The sequence below is a fragment of the Mesorhizobium sp. LHD-90 genome (assembly GCF_030929505.1).
In the GTDB taxonomy this organism is placed as follows: Bacteria; Pseudomonadota; Alphaproteobacteria; order Rhizobiales; family Rhizobiaceae; genus Kumtagia.
This window is the reverse complement of record NZ_JAVFVV010000019.1, coordinates 41,265-59,662: the sequence shown is the minus strand read 5'-3', so window position 1 is coordinate 59,662 and position 18,398 is coordinate 41,265. Positions and strand designations below refer to the sequence as shown.

Annotated in this window: 15 protein-coding genes and 1 riboswitch; of the genes, 5 read left to right on the top strand and 10 right to left on the bottom strand. The window is 66.0% G+C overall.

Features of this window, described 5'->3' with window-relative positions:
- Window positions 1-92: 92 nt before the first annotated feature.
- The 3 genes from thiQ to thiB are packed head-to-tail and all read right to left on the bottom strand — an operon-like array spanning window position 93 to window position 3,472.
- Window positions 93-854, bottom strand: a complete 762-nt coding sequence (gene thiQ, locus RB623_RS23535) for a thiamine ABC transporter ATP-binding protein (protein ID WP_308059465.1) — start codon at window positions 852-854, stop codon at window positions 93-95.
- On the bottom strand, window positions 851-2,449 hold the full coding sequence (gene thiP / locus RB623_RS23530) for a thiamine/thiamine pyrophosphate ABC transporter permease (protein ID WP_308059464.1): 1,599 nt from the start codon (window positions 2,447-2,449) through the stop codon (window positions 851-853). The genes thiQ and thiP overlap by 4 nt, the downstream gene beginning before the upstream one ends.
- A gap of 18 nt (window positions 2,450-2,467) precedes the next feature.
- Window positions 2,468-3,472 carry a thiamine ABC transporter substrate binding subunit gene (gene thiB, locus RB623_RS23525; RefSeq protein ID WP_308059462.1) on the bottom strand — a complete coding sequence of 335 codons (1,005 nt, stop codon included), beginning with the start codon at window positions 3,470-3,472 and terminating at the stop codon, window positions 2,468-2,470.
- 43 nt (window positions 3,473-3,515) lie between these two features.
- A riboswitch (TPP riboswitch) is annotated at window positions 3,516-3,630 on the bottom strand.
- A gap of 85 nt (window positions 3,631-3,715) precedes the next feature.
- Between thiB and RB623_RS23520 the strand changes: the two genes are divergently transcribed.
- The 4 genes from RB623_RS23520 (at window position 3,716) to RB623_RS23505 (ending at window position 6,806) form a co-directional block, all read left to right on the top strand.
- Window positions 3,716-4,363 carry a thiamine diphosphokinase gene (locus RB623_RS23520; protein ID WP_308059461.1) on the top strand — a complete coding sequence of 216 codons (648 nt, stop codon included), beginning with the start codon at window positions 3,716-3,718 and terminating at the stop codon, window positions 4,361-4,363.
- 11 nt (window positions 4,364-4,374) lie between these two features.
- Complete coding sequence (locus RB623_RS23515) at window positions 4,375-6,189, top strand: ABC-F family ATP-binding cassette domain-containing protein (protein WP_308059460.1); 1,815 nt, start codon at window positions 4,375-4,377, stop codon at window positions 6,187-6,189.
- 75 nt (window positions 6,190-6,264) lie between these two features.
- Complete coding sequence (locus RB623_RS23510) at window positions 6,265-6,507, top strand: type II toxin-antitoxin system CcdA family antitoxin (protein ID WP_308059458.1); 243 nt, start codon at window positions 6,265-6,267, stop codon at window positions 6,505-6,507.
- Window positions 6,507-6,806: a CcdB family protein gene (locus RB623_RS23505; protein ID WP_308059457.1), complete on the top strand. Its 300-nt coding sequence runs from the start codon at window positions 6,507-6,509 to the stop codon at window positions 6,804-6,806. The genes RB623_RS23510 and RB623_RS23505 overlap by 1 nt, the downstream gene beginning before the upstream one ends.
- Before the next feature lie 22 nt (window positions 6,807-6,828).
- On the opposite strand, the gene RB623_RS23500 is transcribed toward RB623_RS23505, so the two are convergent.
- Together RB623_RS23500 and RB623_RS23495 are read right to left on the bottom strand one after the other, a co-directional pair.
- Window positions 6,829-8,856 carry a hypothetical protein gene (locus RB623_RS23500; RefSeq protein WP_308059455.1) on the bottom strand — a complete coding sequence of 676 codons (2,028 nt, stop codon included), beginning with the start codon at window positions 8,854-8,856 and terminating at the stop codon, window positions 6,829-6,831.
- Window positions 8,857-8,925: 69 nt separating this feature from the next.
- Window positions 8,926-10,215: an adenylosuccinate synthase gene (locus RB623_RS23495; protein ID WP_308059454.1), complete on the bottom strand. Its 1,290-nt coding sequence runs from the start codon at window positions 10,213-10,215 to the stop codon at window positions 8,926-8,928.
- A 318-nt stretch (window positions 10,216-10,533) separates the two neighbouring features.
- Here RB623_RS23495 and RB623_RS23490 point away from each other — a divergent pair, with 318 nt between their 5' ends.
- On the top strand, window positions 10,534-11,430 hold the full coding sequence (locus tag RB623_RS23490) for a fructose bisphosphate aldolase (RefSeq protein WP_308059453.1): 897 nt from the start codon (window positions 10,534-10,536) through the stop codon (window positions 11,428-11,430).
- Window positions 11,431-11,458: 28 nt separating this feature from the next.
- Here RB623_RS23490 and serA read toward each other — a convergent pair whose 3' ends face one another.
- The 5 genes from serA to glmM form a co-directional block, all read right to left on the bottom strand.
- A complete protein-coding gene (gene serA / locus RB623_RS23485) occupies window positions 11,459-13,057 on the bottom strand; it encodes a phosphoglycerate dehydrogenase (RefSeq protein ID WP_308059452.1) in 1,599 nt (532 codons plus the stop codon).
- 148 nt (window positions 13,058-13,205) lie between these two features.
- Window positions 13,206-14,384, bottom strand: a complete 1,179-nt coding sequence (locus tag RB623_RS23480) for a phosphoserine transaminase (RefSeq protein WP_308059451.1) — start codon at window positions 14,382-14,384, stop codon at window positions 13,206-13,208.
- A gap of 354 nt (window positions 14,385-14,738) precedes the next feature.
- Window positions 14,739-15,569, bottom strand: coding sequence for a porin family protein (locus tag RB623_RS23475; RefSeq protein ID WP_308059450.1), 831 nt, complete (start codon window positions 15,567-15,569; stop codon window positions 14,739-14,741).
- Between the two features lie 201 nt (window positions 15,570-15,770).
- Window positions 15,771-16,598: a porin family protein gene (locus tag RB623_RS23470; protein ID WP_308059449.1), complete on the bottom strand. Its 828-nt coding sequence runs from the start codon at window positions 16,596-16,598 to the stop codon at window positions 15,771-15,773.
- A 419-nt stretch (window positions 16,599-17,017) separates the two neighbouring features.
- A complete protein-coding gene (gene glmM, locus RB623_RS23465; RefSeq protein WP_308059448.1) occupies window positions 17,018-18,370 on the bottom strand; it encodes a phosphoglucosamine mutase in 1,353 nt (450 codons plus the stop codon).
- Window positions 18,371-18,398: the final 28 nt, after the last annotated feature.

The following is an 18,398-nucleotide window of genomic DNA, read 5'->3' as shown; positions in this document are numbered from 1 at the left end:
AGTGTATCGCCTTTCAGGCGTCGCGCGTACACGCCATTATGGTCCAGCCGCGACGTGCGCAAAATGTGGCCGTGACCCCGTCTGCCTCGCAATTATGTCGGCTTCCGGGCGAATCTCGGCAAATCGCCAGCAGAAACCGCTTCTCCGACATAGCGCCTGAACGCCTCGGGTCCATCGGGTGCAAAAAAATCGGCGGCCGGGCCAGACGCCGCGACCGTGCCGTTCTCGACGAAGGCGATGTGGCTGGCGACGCGGCGGGCGTCCTCCGGATGGTGCGTAACCAGCACGACGGTCAGCTCGCGCTCGGCCTGAAGCGTGGCGATGAGTTCCATCATGTCCTCGCGCAGGGCCGGTCCGAGCGCCGCGAAGGGTTCGTCCATCAGCAGGACCGGCCTGTTGCGGACCAGGACACGCGCGATCGCGACGCGCTGGCGTTCGCCGCCGGAAAGCTCGCGCGGCAGCCGTCTTTCCTTCCCGGTCAAGCCGGTTCGTCTCAGAGCATCCGCCACCGCCTCGTGGTCGGCGGCGGACAGTTTGAGCGATGGCGATCGCCCCAGCCCGACGTTTTTCGCTACGTCGAGATGAGCGAACAGGTTGTTTTCCTGGAACACCATCGACACCGGCCGGCGGTCCGGCGGCAATCCGGTGACGTCCGCGCCGCCGATCAGGACGCGCCCGCTTTCCGGCGCGCGAAAACCGGCGATGAAATCGAGCAGCGTCGACTTTCCCGAACCGCTCGGCCCCATGACGGCGGTGATCGCATTCGGCGGAATGGCTATGTCGAAGTGCATCTCCATGTCGGGATAGCGAAACCGCACGTCCTCAAGAGCGATGCCGGATAGCGTTTCGTTCATCGCACGGTTCCACGGCCGAACCGGTCGGCCACCATCATCAAGGCAAGGCAGAGCAGTCCGAGCAGCAGCGCTACGCCGGCGGCGTCGGCGGTGCGGTAGCTGCCCATGCGCGCGAGCAGCAGATAGGGCAAGGTCTGCACGGAATCGCTGCCGAACAGCGCAACAACGCCGAGATCGCCCAGCGACAGAGCCATGGCGAAGGCGCCAGCCGTCGCCAGCGCGCGTTTCAGCACCGGCCAGTCGATCAGCGTCAGCCGCGTCCAGCCGGTAATGCCGAGCGCGGCGCAGAGCCTGTCGTGACGGTCGGCGGCGGCGTCATAGGCGGGCCGGATGGCGCGCACCGCAAACGGCATCGCCATCGCCGCATTGACCGTGACGACCATTGCCGGCGCGATGGCGAAAACGTCGGCATAGCGCCGCACCAGCATGAACCAGCCCGCCCCGATGACGATCGGCGGCACCACGAGCACGAAGCCGGCGCCGGTGTCCATCGCCCGCTCCAGCAGCGAGCCGGAGCGCCTGGACGCCGCCAGCGCACGGCGCGCCGCCACCAGCGACCAGGCGAGCGCCACCGCCAACACGGACGCCGCCAGCGCCAGCACGAGGCTCGTCGCCGTCGCCTTCCGCACGGTTGCCTCGGAGGCAAGGCGCGCCAGATCGGCCTGCAAGCCGGAGGCGACCGTCGCGGCCAGTGGTCCTGCGACAAACAGCAGCGCCGCGCCGAGCAGGATGGCGTTGAAGGCCGTCTCACCAGGACCCGCCGCCGGCGGGCGTGGCGACGCCACGCTGAGATTGGCGTCGCCGGTCATGTTGGCCCCCAGGCGCGACAGCGCGTACACGGCCGCGACGGTGAGCCCGATCTGCAACACGGTCAGCATCACGGCGCGCGCCGGGTCGAAATCGAAGCGCAGCGACTGGTAGATGGCGACCTCCAGCGTCGTGGCGCGCGGGCCACCACCCAGCATCAGCACCAGCGTGAAAGAGGTGATGCAGAGCATGAAGACCAGGCCGGCGACACCAGGAAGTGACGCACGCAGCACCGGCCACTCGATGAAGCGGAAAGATGGCGCGGCACGCATGCCGAGTTGGCTCGCCAACCGCCACTGGTCGGCGCTCACGGTGTCCAGCGCTTCGAGGAACAGGCGTGTCGCCAGTGGCAGATTGAAGAACACATGCGCGACGAGAATGCCGGACAGGCCGTAGATGCCGGGCCAGTCGCCACCCGCAAGCCAGCCGAGAACACCGGCGAGATAGCCGGCGCGGCCGAACAACTCGAGAAGTCCGAGCGCGGCGACGATTGCCGGCAGCGCCAGCGGCAATGCGAACAGACGCAGGATCAATGCACGTCCGAGGAACGAGGGATGACGGGACAAGGCGCGGGCGACAAGCATCGCCGGCGCGACCGACAACAGCGTGGAGAGCGCCGCTTGCCACAGCGTGAACAGGCTCACACGCAGCAGGTAGGCGTCCGAGGCGGCCAACGCGCCGGACCAATCGCCGGCGCCTTCCAGTACGAGGCCAAGGAAAGCTCCGCCGATCAGCAGGCCGAGGCAGGCTAGCGCAGCGATGCCCGCGAGAACGCGGCGGTCGGCCATCTCAATACGCCCGTAAGCTTACTCGCTCATCGCCGAGAGCCACTCGTCGACCCAAGCCTTGCGGTTCTTCTCGACCTCTTCGGAATTGTAGATCAGCGTCTTTTCCGGCTTTACCAGCGTGTCGAAGGCGGCATTGAGCGGCTTGTCGGTCTTTCCGGCCGGGAACATCCAGTTGGTTTCGGGGATGACGTCCTGGAATTTCGGCCCGGTCATGAAGGCAAGAAACTGTTTCGCCAGCGGGTTTGCGGCACCAACCGTCGTCATGCCGGCGACTTCCACCTGCAGATAGTGGCCTTCGGAGAACGGCGCGGCCTTATACTTCTGAGTGCCTTCGGCGATGATGTGGTAGGCCGGCGACGTCGTGTAGGACAGCACCATCGGCGCTTCGCCCTTGGTGAACAGGCCGTAGGCCTCGCTCCAGCCGGGCGTTACCGTCAGCACGCGCTTCCGGAGCTTTGCCCAGGCGGCCGGCGCTTCGTCGCCATAAACCGAGCGCACCCACAGCAGCAGCCCCAGACCCGGCGTCGCGGTGCGCGGATCCTGGATGACGATTTTTTGGGCCGAGTCGCCGTCCACCAGTTCGTGCAGGCTCTTCGGCGGATCGGGCAGCTTTTCCGAATCGTAGATCACGGCAAAATAGCCGTAGTCGAAAGGCACGAATGTGTCGTCGATCCAGCCGCCCGGCACATGGACGGCGGACGTGTCGACGCCCGAGGGTGCGAACAGGCCGCTGGCCTTGGCTTCGGCGGTCAGGTTGGTGTCGAGACCGAGCACGATGTCGGCCTTGGTGCCGGCGCCCTCCAGCTTCACGCGGTTGAGCAGCGCGACGCCGTCCGCCACGCCGACGAATTTGAGGTCGCAGCCGCATTCGGCTTCGAACGCCTTCTCCACCTGCGGGCCGGGGCCCCACTCGGAGGTGAAGCTTTCATAGGTGTAGACGGTCAGGGTTTTTTCCTGCGCGACGGCCGGCGAGACGCCGAAAGCGAGCAGAGCGGGGAACAATATCGTAACAATCTTGCGCATCGGCGCCTCCATCATTCGAATTGAAGGGAATTGGGCGCCGGATGTTCCGATCGCTTCTAATCCCTCCGCCGGTACGAGCCGGATCAGGTTCAGCGGGTTGGCGTCTCGCCTCTCAGCCGGTCCGCAAGATCGTGCAGCCGGCACCCCGTTAGAGCGGCGCGGACATTAGGCCCGCTCGAAGTCGCGCGCAAGCGGCTTTGTCGGCTTCCGTTTTCAGACGCGCGCGTGATAGAGCGCTTGCGCATGAGCCTTTTCACCATCCTCCTTGGCGGCGACCTGTTCCCCACGCCGGCCGTTTTGCGCCAGGCAAAGGGCACGAGAACCATCGCGGCGGATGCCGGAATGAAGCACGCGGAAGCGCTCGGCGTGGTGCCGGAGCTGTGGGTGGGCGATTTCGATTCGGAGCCGGAAGACTTGCCGGAGCGCTTGCAAGCCGTTGAAAGGCAAGGGTTTCCGCGGGAGAAGGACAAGACCGACGGCGAGCTTGCCGCCGACATCGCGCTTGAGCGCGGCGCCACCTCGCTGCTGCTGGTGGGTGCCTTCGGGGGACCGCGCAGCGACCATGAATTCCTGCACCTGACGCTCGCTATCCGCTTGATGGAAAAGGGAATTCCGGTCGCGCTGACGAGCGGCCGGCAGGAGGGGTTCCCGCTCCGCGAGAAGTCCCGATTTTCCTTTCCGAACAATACCTTGTTCAGCGTCATCGCGTTTTCCGAACTGACGGGCTTGACGGTGACCGGCGCAAAGTGGCCCCTGCACGATGTAACCGTGCCTTTCGGCTCGTCGTGGACCATTTCCAACGAGACGGACGGGCCGCTGGAAATCACCCTCGAAGACGGCCGCGCGATGCTGATCGTGCATCCGGCAGTCACTCAGACCGCACAGGACTAGAAGGAACCGCCATGGCTCCCCCGCTGCTTGCCCTCGACGGCATCCGGCTGACCTTCGGCGGCGCGCCGCTGCTCGACGGCGCGGCGCTGTCAGCCTCGGCCGGCGACCGCATCGCGCTGGTCGGCCGCAACGGCTCTGGCAAGTCGACGCTTTTGAAGATCGCCGCCGGCATGATCGAGCCGCAGGACGGCGAGGTGTTCCGCCAGCCTTCGGCGACGGTGCGCTACCTGCCGCAGATCCCCGACATGGACGGTTTCGCCAGCGTCAGGGCCTATGTCGAGGCTGGCCTCGGCCCGGCCGACGATCCCTATCGCGCGACCTATCTGCTGGAAAACCTCGGCCTGAGCGGCGAGGAGAAGCCGGAGGCGCTGTCGGGCGGCGAGGCGCGGCGGGCAGCGCTGGCGCGGGTGCTCGCCCCTCAGCCCGACATCGTGCTGCTCGACGAGCCGACCAACCATCTCGACCTCGAAACCATCGAGTGGCTGGAGGAGGAGATCAACCGGTCTAGTTCGGCCGTCATCGTGATCTCCCACGACAGGCGCTTCCTCGAACGCGTCAGCCGCGCCACGGTCTGGCTGGATCGCGGCCAGACCCGCCGGCTGGACAAGGGGTTTGGACATTTCGAGTCCTGGCGCGACACGGTGCTGGAGGAAGAAGAACGCGACCAGCACAAGCTGGCCCGCCAGATCGTGCGCGAGGAGCACTGGCTGCGCTATGGGGTCACCGCCCGGCGCAAGCGCAACATGCGCCGCCTGGGCGAGCTGCAGGATATGCGCGTAAGACTGCGCGGCCATCGCGGGCCGGAAGGCCTTGCGACGCTGGCGGCGACCGACGCCTCGGAGTCGGGAAAGCTGGTCATCGAGGCAAAGGCTATCGGCAAGCGCTACGGCGAACTCGTCGTGGTCGACAACTTCTCGACCCGCATCGCGCGTGGGGCGCGGATCGGCCTGGTCGGCCCTAACGGCGCGGGCAAGACGACGCTGCTCAAGATGCTGACCGGCGAACTGGAGCCCGACACCGGCTCGGTACGGCTCGGCGTCAACCTTGAGATCGCCACGCTCGACCAGAAGCGGGCGGTCGATCCCGAGGAGACGCTTTCGCATTTCCTCACCGACGGGCGCGGCGAAAACCTCGTGGTCAATGGCGAGCAGCGGCACGTCGTCTCCTACATGAAGGATTTCTTGTTCAAGCCCGAGCAGGCGCGCACGCCCATCCGCGAGCTTTCGGGCGGCGAGCGGGCGCGGCTGATCCTGGCGCGCGTGCTGGCGAGGCCATCCAACGTTCTGGTGCTCGACGAACCGACCAACGATCTCGACATGGAGACGCTGGACCTGCTCCAGGAGCTTGTGGCGGGGTATGCGGGCACGGTGCTGCTGGTCAGCCATGACCGCGACTTCCTCGACCGCACCGTCACCAGCGTGATCGCCCCGGATAGCGGAGGCCGCTGGGTCGAATATGCCGGCGGCTATTCCGACATGCTGGCGCAGCGCGGCGGCACCAAACTGACGGACCGCCGGAAGGAAGCGAAGACGGCCACTCCCGCGCCGAAGGCCGACGCCGCGCCTGCACCCGCCGCCAAGGCGCCGGCGCAAAAACTCTCCTTCAAGCAGAAATTCGCGTTGGAAACCTTGCCCAAGAAGATCGAGGCAGTGACGGCGTCGATCTCGGCACTGGAGGACCGCATTGCCGATCCGGCCTTCTACACGCGCGACCCCGGCGGCTTCCAGAAGACCATCGCCGCGCTGGACAAGGAGCGCGAGACGTTGAAAACGCTAGAGGACGAGTGGCTGGAGCTCGAAATGCTGCGTGAGGAAATGGAGGGGTAACCCGCCAGATTTGCCTCCGACCGGCTGCAACGCCAGAGTCCGTGCGCATAGACTATGCGCGATTGGGGATGCGTAATGCGCGCCGGGGCCCGTTCCGTAGTGCGAAAACCGGCAAATCTGTCCCTCGACGCCCGTCTCGTCGCCGAGGCCAAGAATCTCGACATCAACATCTCGCGCGTCGCCGAGGAGAGCGTCGCCGGAGCCGTGGGCGAGGAAAAGGCGCGGCTCTGGAAGATCGAGAACCGCGACATCATCCAGAGCCTAAACGACTACGCCGAAAAGCAATCCCTGCCGCTGCACGAGCCGGGCCAGGCCTGATGGCGAAGTACGACGTGTTTCCCAGCCCGTCGGGCGACGGTTTCCTGCTCGAACTCCAGGCCGACCTGCTGAGCGACCTGAACACGCGGGTGGTGGCGCCCCTGCTGCCGGCCTCGGTGTCGGTCAAGGCCATACGCCGGCTCAACCCCGCCTTCATCATCGACGGCAGGCAATATGTGATGTTCACGCATCTGATCGCGACGATCCCGGCGTCGCGCCTGCCGGAACCGATAACCAACTTCGCCCGCCACGGCGACGACATCGCCGGGGCGCTGGAGATGCTGTTCCAGGGATTTTGACCCGCGGCCTCGACCCCAGCCGTCAGCCGCTGCTCGCCGCCTGCCAAGCCTTCAGCGCTTCGTCGAACACTTTTGTACCGGGAATGCCCTTTTCCATCGTAAACAGGGCGCGCCGGCCGGATTTGTACTGAATCGGCACGTCGATCCACGACTGGGCACGCAGCAGCCGCGTATTCGCCTCGACCTCCGGCTTGGTGTCATTGAGCGCGATCAGGAAGAAGCCGTCGGCGATCTTCGCGGGAATGCCGAGCAGCGGACTGCCGGCCTCCTGCTCGGACCCCTTGAGCGAGACGCGCAGCACATTGTCGATGCCGCCGCCCTCGAACCCCTGCGGGGTGAGGAAGATCATCTCGATGATGTGGCTGGCCGGGAGCGTCTGGTCGGCGTTGCGGCGGATGGTCATGCGCAACTGGACGTCCTTGCCGGGAATGGTCGCCTCGGCGCGGATCGCCGGTTCGGGCGGCAGGTCGCCGCCCGGCGATTCCTGCACCATCGACCAGACGATCGAGCCCGGCTCCGCTGAGGCGTCGGCGACGTTGGTGCGCTCCTCGTAGAAGATCGCGCGTTGCCCGACGGCAACCCCCGGCTCGCCTTGTGCGGTCTGCGCAGGCTGGGCCGGCGCGGCCGGTTCGGCGGCGGGCGTTTCGGCCGTAGCCGGCGGCGTGCCCGGCTCGGGCGTCGTGGGTGTTGCCGGCGGCGTCTCCGTCGCAGGCGGCTGTGCGGCTGCAGCCTCGGGAGGCGTTGGCTGCGCAGGGGCGTCCGTTGGCGCGGCCGCGGTCTCGGGGGGCTGGCCGGGAGTATCCGTCGGCCCGGTGGCGGGAGCATCCGCCGGTGCAGCCGGGGTTTCGCCCGCGGCCGCCGGCGCTTGCGGCGCATCGGCCGGCGGCGGCTCGCCGGGCGCCTGTGCGGTCTCGGCGGGATTTTCGGTCGGCGTGCCGGGCGTCGCCGCGGGCGGCTGATCGGCGGGAGCCGGCGCGGCGGGTTCGGCCGACGGCATTGACGGCTGGGTGACGGCGGCGATCGACGTGCCTTCGCCGATTGCTGCCGGCGCATTTGCCGGGCCGGCATCAGTCTCTGTGCCGTCCGCATTGAGCCGCTGGGTGAATTTCTGCGGGCCCTCCTCGACAGGCGGCTCGGGAGCCGCCGCTTCCGGCGCCGGCTGGGCGGGCTCCGGCTCAGCGGGCGGCTGCACCGCCGCGACGTCGGGCGCGGGTTCGGCGGCCGGCGTCGCTTCCGGCGCGCCGGGCGACTGGCCCAGCCCCGGCAGGCCGAGGCCCGCCAGCATTTGCTCCACCTTGTCCCTGTTCGCCCATGCCGCGTAGCCACCGCCCGCGAGGATAGCCAGCACGACGCCGGCGGCGATCAGCCGGCCATAGCCCCTGCGGCGCTCGGGCTCTTCGTCGCCGACGATCGTCTCGCCGTCATCCCGCCCCGGCAGGAACGGCGGTCCGCCGTCATCCTCCACCACTTCGTCCTCGACGAAGGCGTCGGCGGGAGCGGATTCGTCCGGGGACGGAGGAGGCGGAATGACCACCGCCTTGGCTGCCGGCGAGGCCGCCTTGACCGCCGGCGACGCCGGTTCTGCCTTGGCTTGCGGCGTCGAGGATTTTGCCGGAGCCGGCGGAGCTGCCTGCGATTTAGGCGCAGCGGGGCTTGGCGCGACCGTTTTCGCCGCCGCAGGAACGGCGGCCGGCGCGGATGCCGGCTTCGGCGCGGCAGGCGCCGGCTGCGCCCTTTCGGCCGCGGGCGGCTTCGCCGCGGTGTCCCGCAGCACGATCTTCGGGTCGGGATTTTTCAGCGACGCAAAGACGCTTTCCAGCTCGCTCAGCGGGTCGGCCGGCTTGCGATATTCCTTCTCGACCTGGACGATCGCTTCCTCAAGCGCCTGCTTCTGCTTGACGACGACGCCCTCCGGCAAAGGCGGGTTCATCGCGGCGAGCTTTCCGGCGATCGTGATGCGCGCCTTCTCGTACACCTTCTCGCGCATGGCGGGCGTGGTGTCGCTCAAACCTTCCAGGGTCTTCTTCAGGACCGCTACGAAATCTGCCATTCTGGTGTCGACCTGTGATCCCGGTTTGTGCGGGCGTCTCGATGAGCGTCGGTTAGGGGGTGGCCAAAACTAGTCCTGAAACGGATCCGTCACAAGTATCGTGTCGTCCCGTTCCGGGCTGGTGGAGAGGAGCGCGACGGGCGCCCCGATCAGTTCCTCGATGTATCGCACATATTTCACCGCCTGGGCCGGCAATTCTGCCCAGCTCCTCGCCCCGGCCGTCGTTTGCGACCACCCTTCGAGGGTTTCGTAGATCGGCTTAACCGCAGCTTGTGCCCGCATTGAGGCAGGAAGGTAGTCGATTCTCTGCCCGTCCAGCTCGTAGCCGACGCAGACCTTGATCTCCTTCAGGCCGTCGAGCACGTCCAGCTTGGTCAGCGCGATGCCGGTTATGCCCGAGGTCTTGACCGTCTGGCGCACCAGCACCGCGTCGAACCAGCCGCAGCGGCGCGGCCGACCGGTGTTGACGCCGACCTCGCGGCCGACCGTCGCCAGGTGGCGTCCGACCTCGTCGTCGAGTTCGCAGGGGAAAGGCCCTTCGCCGACGCGGGTGGTGTAGGCCTTGGTGATGCCGAGCACGTAGCCGATCGCCGTCGGGCCGAGACCGGAGCCAGCCGCGGCCTGCCCCGCCACCGTGTTCGACGAGGTGACGAAGGGATAGGTGCCGTGGTCGTTGTCGAGCAGCGCGCCCTGCGCGCCCTCGAACAGGATGCGTGCGCCGGCGCGGCGCTTCTCGTCGAGCACGCGCCAGACCTGGTCCATGAAGGGCAGGATTTTGTCGGCGATCGAGGTCAGTTCGTGATGGATGGCATTCGCGTCGACCTCGACCAGCCCCAGCCCGCGGCGCAACGCGTTGTGATGGGTGAGCAGCCGCTCGATCTTGGGCATCAGCGTGTCGGGCTCGGCCAGGTCGATCAGCCGGATCGAGCGGCGGCCGACCTTGTCCTCATAGGCAGGACCGATGCCGCGCCGCGTCGTGCCGATCTTCAGGCCGGCGTTTGCGTCCTCGCGAAAGCCGTCAAGCTCACGGTGCAGCGACAGGATCAGCGGCGCGTTGTCGGCGACGCGCAGCACCTCCGGGGTGATGGTCACTCCCTGTGCGCGCAGCTTCTCCAACTCCATGACGAAATGGTGCGGGTCGACGACGACGCCGTTGCCGATGACCGAAAGCTTGCCCTGCACCAGCCCGGAGGGAAGCAAGGCGAGCTTGTAGCTGACGCCGTCGATGACCAGCGTGTGGCCGGCATTGTGGCCGCCATGGAAACGCACGACCACATCGGCGCGGTCGGCCAGCCAGTCGACGATCTTGCCTTTTCCCTCGTCGCCCCACTGCGAGCCGACGACCACAACGTTGGCCATGTCATATCCTCAAATGCAGACAGCCCGGAACCCGGGCAACGGGCTTCTATAGCCGCAAGGTCTCGCGAGCGCGACCACGGATATCAGCAGAATCGCCGTGGAGACCAGGATTTTTCGCGGAATTTTCTCCTGCTCCGATGTTTATGGACCACCGGCTATCGGGGCGACGCGGTCGCCGGGCAGGATGCGCGGCCGCAGCCTGCCCGTCGCGTTGCGACATGCCGATTGCGATGCTTTCAAACTCCGTGCCAAACTTGATCGACAGGCAGGCGAAGAGGACACGCGTCCAGCGTCCCTCACGACAAAAGGGAGAACGGCATGAGCAATACCGAAATGATGGCGCGGATTTCGCAAAGCCCCGGCTTCATCGCGGCGCTCGACCAGAGCGGCGGATCGACGCCCGGCGCGCTGAAACTCTACGGCATTCCCGAGACCGCCTATAGCGGCGAGGCGGAGATGTTCAGGCTGGTGCACGAGATGCGGGTGCGCATCATGTCCGCGCCGGCCTTCACCGGCGACAAGATTCTCGGCGCCATCCTGTTCGAGCGTACCATGGACGGCACGGCCGGCGACAAGCCGGTGCCGACCTACCTGTGGGAGGACCGGCGCATCATCCCGTTCCTCAAGGTGGACAAGGGGCTGGAGGCCGATAGCGACGGCGTCAGCCTGATGAAGCCGATGCCGACGCTGGACCCGCTGCTGGAACGCGCGGTGAAACTCGGCGTGTTCGGCACCAAGATGCGCTCGGTCATCAACCTGCCGTCGAAGGGCGGCATCGCCGCTGTCGTGGCGCAGCAGTTCGACGTCGCCGCGCAGATCGCCGCGCACGGGCTGGTGCCGATCATCGAGCCGGAAGTCTCGATCAAGAGCCCGGACAAACCGGGCGCGGAGGCCATCCTGCGCGGCGAGATTCTTGGCCGGCTCGACGCCCTGCCACAGGACCGGAAAGTCATGCTCAAGCTGACGATCCCCGACCAGCCGGATTTTTACGCGCCGCTGGTCGAGCATCCGCGCGTCGCCCGCGTGGTGGCGCTTTCGGGTGGCTACAGCCGCGCCGACGCCTGCAGGCGGCTGGCCGAAAACCACGGCATGATCGCCAGTTTTTCGCGGGCGCTCGCCGAGGATCTCAGGCATTCGATGAGCGACGCCGAGTTCCAGGCCGCGCTCAAGAAATCGATCGACGAGATCTATGCGGCCTCGACCGTGAAAAGCTGAGCCGGCTGGCGGCCGACCCGACGATCAGTCAGGCGGCCGCCACGTCGAACTTCAGCGGCTTGGCCGAGACGATCTTCGGGTTGGCGCGCAACTCGGCCAGCACGTCCTCCGGGAACGGCGCATCGAGATAGAGCAGCGCGATGGCGTCGCCGCCCGGCCGGTTGCGGCCGAGCTGGAAGTTGGCGATGTTGACGTTGTTCTTGCCGCAGATGGTGCCGAGCAGGCCGATGATGCCCGGCGCGTCGGGGTTGGTCGTGTAGAGCATGTGCTGTCCCACTTCGGCGTCGAGATTGATGCCCTTGATCTGGATGAAGCGCGGCTTGTGGTCGGAAAAGCAGGTGCCGGCGATCGAGCGCGTCTGCTTCTCGGTGGTCACCGTCAGCTTGATGTAGCCGTCGAAGACGCCGGACTTGTCGCGCTTGACCTCGGACAAGACGATGCCGCGCTCCTTCACCATGACCGGCGCCGACACCATGTTGACGTCGGCCACCTGCGGCCGGATCAGGCCGGCGAGTGCGGCGCTGATCAGGGCGCGCGTGTTCATGGCGGCGGTGGAGCCGTCGAACAGCAGCTCCACCTCCTTGATCGGCTCCTCTGTCACCTGGCCGACAAAGGCGCCGAGCACCTCCGCCAGCTTGATGAAGGGTTTCAGCCGCGGCGCCTCCTCCGCCGTGATCGACGGCATGTTGATGGCGTTGGAGACCGCGCCCTTGATCAGGTAGTCGGACATCTGCTCGGCCACCTGCAGGGCGACGTTCTCCTGCGCCTCGCTGGTCGATGCGCCGAGATGCGGTGTCGTCACCACGTTCTCCATGCCAAACAGCGGGTGCTCGGTCGCCGGCTCGGTCTCGAACACGTCGATGCCGGCACCCGCCACCTTGCCGCTGTTCAGCGCGGCGATCAGGTCGGCCTCGACGATCAGCCCGCCACGCGCGCAATTGATGATGCGCACGCCGTTCTTCATCTTGGCGATGGCCGCCGCGTCGATGATGTTGCGTGTCTTGTCGGTCAGCGGCGTGTGCAGCGTGATGAAGTCGGCGCGGCGGAACAACTCGTCCAGCTCGACCTTCTCGACGCCGAGCTCGGTGGCGCGGCTCTCCGACAGGAACGGGTCGTAGGCAACCACATGCATCCTCAGGCCGACGCCGCGCGTCGCCACGATCGAGCCGATATTGCCGCAGCCGATGACGCCCAGCGTCTTGCCGGTGATCTCGACCCCCATGAAGCGGTTCTTTTCCCATTTTCCCGCATGGGTGGAGGCATTGGCTTCCGGGATCTGGCGGGCCAGCGCGAACATCATGGCCACGGCGTGCTCGGCGGTGGTGATCGAATTGCCGAATGGCGTGTTCATGACGATGATGCCGCGGCGCGAGGCGGCGGGGATGTCGACATTGTCGACGCCGATGCCGGCGCGGCCGATGACCTTCAGATTGGTCGCGGCGGCGATCAGCTTTTCCGTGACTTTTGTGGCCGAGCGGATGGCGAGGCCGTCATACTGGCCGATCACTTCGAGCAGTTTGTCCTTGTCCTTGCCGAGATCGGGCAGGTAGTCGACCTCGACGCCGCGATCCTTGAAGATCTGCACGGCAGTGGTGGAGAGTTTGTCGGAAACGAGAACGCGGGGCATGGCAGCTTCCTTTTGCCACCCTCCCCTGGAGGGGGAGGGTCGGACCGTAGGTCCGGGGTGGGGTGAACTAATCTGAAAGGGATGAGGATCGCACCCCACCCCGACGCTTCGCGTCGACCCTCCCCCTCCAGGGGAGGGTGGCTGGCGGCTATGCCGCGGCCTTCAGCGCTGCCTTCTGCTGCGCGAAGGCCCAGTCGAGCCAGGGCATCAGCTTGCGCACATCGTCGGTCTCGACGGTCGCGCCGCACCAGATGCGCAGACCGGGCGGGGCGTCGCGGTAGCTGGCGATATCATAGGCCACCTTCTCCGCCTCAAGTGCGGCCGTGAATGCCTTCACAAAAGCCTGCTGGCCGGCATCGTCGAGACCAGCGACCACCGGGTCGACGAAGCGCAGGCAGACCGAGGTGTTGGACCGCGTCTCGGGAACCTCGGCGAGGAAATCCACCGCCGGGTTCTGCGCCACCCAGTCGGCCAGCACGGCGGCGTTGGCTTCGGCGCGGGCGACCAGCCCGTCGAGACCGCCGACCGACTTCGCCCATTCCAGCGCGTCCAGATAATCCTCGACACAGAGCATGGACGGCGTGTTGATCGTCTCGCCCTTGAAAATGCCTTCGATCAGCTTGCCGCCCGAGGTCAGGCGGAAGATCTTCGGCAACGGCCAGTCGGGCTTGTAGGTCTCCAGCCGCTCGACAGCGCGCGGCGACAGGATGAGCATGCCATGCGCGCCCTCGCCGCCCAGGACTTTTTGCCAGGAGAATGTCACGACATCGAGTTTGGAAAAGTCCAGCCGCTGCGCGAAGGCGGCGGAAGTGGCGTCGCAGATGGTCAGGCCGCCGCGCGCGGCCGGGATGAAATCGGCGTCGGCGACGCGCACGCCCGAGGTTGTGCCGTTCCAGGTGAACACTACGTCGCGGTCGAAATCGACTTTCTGGAGGTCGGGCAGCGCGCCGTAGGGCGCCTCGAAGATCCGCGCGTCCTTGAGCTTGAGCTGCTTGGCGACATCGGTCACCCAGCCGGCGCCAAAACTTTCCCAGGCAAGCATGTCGACGCCGCGCGCCCCGAGCAGCGACCACATCGCCATCTCGACGGCGCCGGTGTCGGAGGCCGGCACGATGCCGATGCGGTAGTCGGCTGGAACCTGCAGCACCTCGCGCGTCAGCGCGATTGCCTGCTCTAGCTTGGTCTTGCCGATCTTGGCGCGGTGGGAGCGGCCGAGCGCCGCGTTCTTCAGCGCCTCGACCGACCAGCCGGGACGTTTCGCGCAGGGACCGGATGAAAAATCGGGGTTTGCCGGACGGAGTCCGGGCTTGGAGACGGTCGTCGTCATATGGCTATCCTTCCAGATAGAAAGCCCCTCGTTGGGGAGGGGTGGCCCGCTGGCGGGGATATTCGGTCGGTCCTGTGCCGTCAAGGGCAAAGTTTTCGTCGTATCCGGAACAGGATGACGCAGCGGCAGACCAAAACGCAAGCGGCGGGCAAAGGCCCGCCGCGCTAGTGTCCTGATTCCGAAATTCGCCGCATTTGATATCACACTCAGAATGAATTTCGGAATCTGAGGGACACTAGCAACTAATTGATTCTAGTGTCGTTTTGATTTCGAAGTTCGCCTAAGTGGCTGATATCAACAATGAAGCGAACTTCGAAATCACGACACTAGGATGTCGGAAACTGGTTTGCCGGCTTACCAGAGCTCGTAGCGCAGGCCGACGCGAATCTCGTGCTGCTGAAGGTCGCTGTCCTTGCCCTTGATGCTGAGCCCATCGCTGGACCAGGCGAACATGTCGCCGCCGTCGATGTGCTTGTACCTGTAGCCGATGTCGACCTTGAGCTCCTTGGTGAGATCGTAGGCCGCGCCGGCCATGAACGCATAGGTGAAGCGCCAGTCGCTTTCGCCGCCCATGCTGCTGCTGCCGACAAAGGCCGGGCTGGGGCAGGCCGCGGCGCCGTCCACGCAGAAGTAGTCAGAGCCGAGGTCCGACCAACTGACATAGCTGAAGCCGAGGCCGGCGCCGAGATAAGGCGTAATGCCGACATAGGTGCCGAGGTCGACATAGCCGTTGGCCATGACGCTGATGGCGGACATGTCCGTGCCATCCTTGGAACGGCAGCCGGTGCCGGCGAGCGCCGGATCGCCTGAACATGGCACCGCGGCGCTGGTGCTGCCGGAAAAGTCGGAGCGGAAACCGTCGACCGTCGCCTCGGCACGGAACCATTCGTTGAAGCTGTAGCCGACACCGGCGCCGAAGGTGAAATCATTGTCCAGCGAGGCGCTGTCGAAGGAAGAGCTGCCGGAGTTCACCCCATCGGAGACGCTGTATGTGTATCGTCCGGTGTCCTGCGAAACGATGTAGCCGATGTCGCCGCGCAGATACCAGCCCGAGCCCACTTCGACGGGAACGTATTCCTCCGCCGCCTCCACGATCACCGGCGGATCGTAATCCGCGGCGAGCGCGGACACCGAGGGCAGCAGGGTGGCCGCGAGCAGCAGCGCGGCGCGTCTGGCAGCAATCATGGGCAGGGACCTCCTCGTGCGACAACGACTCGGACAGTTCATCCATCGCGATCGAGAAGCATTGTTAACTATAACGGTTAAATGGACGTTAAGGCTAACTGATGGTTTACGACGTTTGTTAAAACCCCAGATCAAAAGGGCACAAAGCAAAACCGCCCGGCACGGGCCAGGCGGTTCGGATCTATGAAAGTGGACTTTTGATTACTGCTTGTAGACCGGCGCCGGTTCGTAGGCGACCGGAACGGGAGCTTCGCAGCCAGTGCGGCCGCTGAACTGGTAGCGCAGGCCGGCCCGCACTTCGTGCGTGTTGAAACCGTCGTCGTAGCCGGGGCCGGCACCCTCCGCAAAGCCGAACATCTTGCCGCCGTCGATGTGCGAGTAGCGGTAGCCGACGTCCAGCTTGGTGCGGTCGGTCACGCAATAGGAGACACCGGCCATCGCCGCGTAGGCGAAGCGCCAGTCGCCGTCGCCCTCATGTTCAAAACTTCCATTGTCGTCGGTGTTCTTCAGCGTGTCCCATTTGACATAGGCACCGCCAATACCGGCGCCCACATACGGCGTGAAGCCGTAATAGGTTCCGAGGTCGACATAGGCGTTGGCCAGCAGCAGGAAGGCTTCGACCGAAGAACTGTCGGAAGAGGTGCAGAGCACGCCGCCGCAGATGCCGCTCGTGCTGCCGTCGAAATCCGACTCGAAGAAATAGTCGCCGGTCAGGTCGACGCGGAAATAGTCGTTGATCTGGTAACCGATACCGGCGCCGAGCGACATGGCGCCCTTGAGGTCGCCGTCGAGACTGCCGGTCTGGCCGAGAGGCTCGCCATAAAGTGTGTATTCGGCGCCGCGGAAATCCATCCAGTGATAGTCGATGTCGCCGCGGATGTACCAGCCGCCGATATCCGGCGCATCGTAGACCGGCTCGACCGGCGCCTCGACCACAACCGGCGGCTCGGCATAGTCCGCCGCCAGCGCCGGCACGGCGGCGCTGCTTGCAAGCACGGCCGCGAGGCCCGCAATTCCCAGTCTGAACATTTCAGTACCCCACGTTCCTCGGGACCAGGCACTCGCCCGAAAGAGGTTGAACTCACGTGGATGATGAATGGTAAAGGTTAAAGTGCGCTTAACCCTGTTGCTTAACCATGATCGGTGATCGGAAAAAGCGTCCGCAAGCGGCTCCCGGGCGCGCGAAAGGGCTGATTCGATCGTTGCCTGCAGCGCCGCTCCATCCGCCGACGCGGAAACCGCACCGGACAGGGGTTCGCGGATCGCCCCCGGTGGGACCGGGAAGGCGCTACGGCTAGGTCACCTCCGGCCGCCGGGCGCAGTCGGAAAAACAGTGCACCGCGAGCTGAGAAGCACCGGTGCGATGCCGACGCCTGTGCCCGGGGAGAATCCCCGCCCCGCCAAAGACGGTCGCAAGCGCCGCGGCGGCGCTTGCGGGAAGCGCGTCGTCAGGCGGCGGAGCGCAGTTCGGAGATCACGCCGACCAGATCGTCCACGACCGCCTCGACCAGGCTGCGGTCGTCGCCCTCGGCCATCACGCGGATCAGCGGCTCGGTTCCGGAGGGGCGGATCACCAGCCGGCCGGCCTTGCCGAGGCGGTTGCGGGCGTCCTCGATTGCGGCCTTCACCGTGGCGGATTCGAGCGGCTTGCCCCCGGAGATACGGACATTCTTGAGGAGCTGCGGCACCGGCTCGAATTTTCGGCACAGCTCGCTCACCGGCTTGTTCGAGCGCTTGATGCAGGCGAGCACCTGCAGCGCCGAGACCAGCCCGTCGCCGGTGGTGGAGAAGTCGGACAGGATGATGTGGCCGGACTGCTCGCCGCCGACATTGAAGCCGTGCGCGCGCATGTGCTCGACCACGTAGCGGTCGCCGACCTGGGTGCGGAAGAGCTGAAGATCCCGGTCTGACAGGAAGCGCTCGAGACCGAGATTGGACATGATCGTGGTCACAACCCCGCCGCCGGCGAGGCGACCGTTCTGCTGCCAGGCCTCGGCGATCAGTGCGATGATCTGGTCGCCGTCGACGACCGTGCCGTTCTCATCGACAATGATCATGCGGTCGGCGTCGCCGTCGAGCGCGATGCCGATATCGGCCCGCACCTCGTGCACCTTCTTGGCAAGGCTCGCCGGATGGGTCGAGCCGCAATCCTGGTTGATGTTGAAGCCGTTCGGCTCGTTGTTGATGGTGAAGACCTCTGCGCCGAGTTCCCAGAGCGCGGCGGGCGCCACCTTGTAGCCGGCGCCATGCGCGCAATCGATGACGATGCGCAGGCCGGCGAGCGACATGGAGCGCGGCAGGGTACGCTTGGCGAATTCGATATAGCGGTCGTGCACGCCGTCGACGCGCTTGGCCCGGCCGAGCCCGTCGGCATCGGCCAGCGCGATGTCGACGTCGCTGTCGAGCAGGCTCTCGATACGCATCTCGATCTCGTCCGACAGCTTGTAGCCGTCAGGCCCGAACAGCTTTATGCCGTTGTCGTAGTAGGGGTTGTGTGAGGCCGAGATCATCACGCCGATGTCGGCGCGCAGCGACCGCGCCAGCATGGCGACGGCGGGGGTCGGGATGGGGCCGAGCAGGAAGACGTCCATGCCGGCCGCGCAGAAACCCGCGACCATGGCGTTTTCGATCATGTAGCCCGAGAGCCGCGTATCCTTGCCGAGCACGACGCGATGCCGGTGCTTGCCGCGCTGGAAGGAGAGGCCGGCCGCCATGCCGACCTTCATCGCAACCTCGGCGGTCATGGGATATTTGTTGGCCCGTCCACGGATACCGTCCGTTCCAAAATACTTTCTTGTCATTCAGGTGGTCCCCAAACAAACTCGATGA

Coding starts and splice junctions, on each gene's coding strand:
- thiB (WP_308059462.1), bottom strand. CDS start 3,472: ATGCGCAAGATTGTTACGATATTGTTCCCCGCTCTGCTCGCTTTCGGC.
- RB623_RS23470 (WP_308059449.1), bottom strand. CDS start 16,598: ATGTTCAGACTGGGAATTGCGGGCCTCGCGGCCGTGCTTGCAAGCAGC.
- serA (WP_308059452.1), bottom strand. CDS start 13,057: ATGCCCCGCGTTCTCGTTTCCGACAAACTCTCCACCACTGCCGTGCAG.
- RB623_RS23500 (WP_308059455.1), bottom strand. CDS start 8,856: ATGGCAGATTTCGTAGCGGTCCTGAAGAAGACCCTGGAAGGTTTGAGC.
- thiP (WP_308059464.1), bottom strand. CDS start 2,449: ATGGCCGACCGCCGCGTTCTCGCGGGCATCGCTGCGCTAGCCTGCCTC.
- RB623_RS23520 (WP_308059461.1), top strand. CDS start 3,716: ATGAGCCTTTTCACCATCCTCCTTGGCGGCGACCTGTTCCCCACGCCG.
- RB623_RS23505 (WP_308059457.1), top strand. CDS start 6,507: ATGGCGAAGTACGACGTGTTTCCCAGCCCGTCGGGCGACGGTTTCCTG.
- RB623_RS23480 (WP_308059451.1), bottom strand. CDS start 14,384: ATGACGACGACCGTCTCCAAGCCCGGACTCCGTCCGGCAAACCCCGAT.
- thiQ (WP_308059465.1), bottom strand. CDS start 854: ATGAACGAAACGCTATCCGGCATCGCTCTTGAGGACGTGCGGTTTCGC.
- RB623_RS23490 (WP_308059453.1), top strand. CDS start 10,534: ATGAGCAATACCGAAATGATGGCGCGGATTTCGCAAAGCCCCGGCTTC.
- RB623_RS23495 (WP_308059454.1), bottom strand. CDS start 10,215: ATGGCCAACGTTGTGGTCGTCGGCTCGCAGTGGGGCGACGAGGGAAAA.
- RB623_RS23510 (WP_308059458.1), top strand. CDS start 6,265: ATGCGCGCCGGGGCCCGTTCCGTAGTGCGAAAACCGGCAAATCTGTCC.
- glmM (WP_308059448.1), bottom strand. CDS start 18,370: ATGACAAGAAAGTATTTTGGAACGGACGGTATCCGTGGACGGGCCAAC.
- RB623_RS23475 (WP_308059450.1), bottom strand. CDS start 15,569: ATGATTGCTGCCAGACGCGCCGCGCTGCTGCTCGCGGCCACCCTGCTG.
- RB623_RS23515 (WP_308059460.1), top strand. CDS start 4,375: ATGGCTCCCCCGCTGCTTGCCCTCGACGGCATCCGGCTGACCTTCGGC.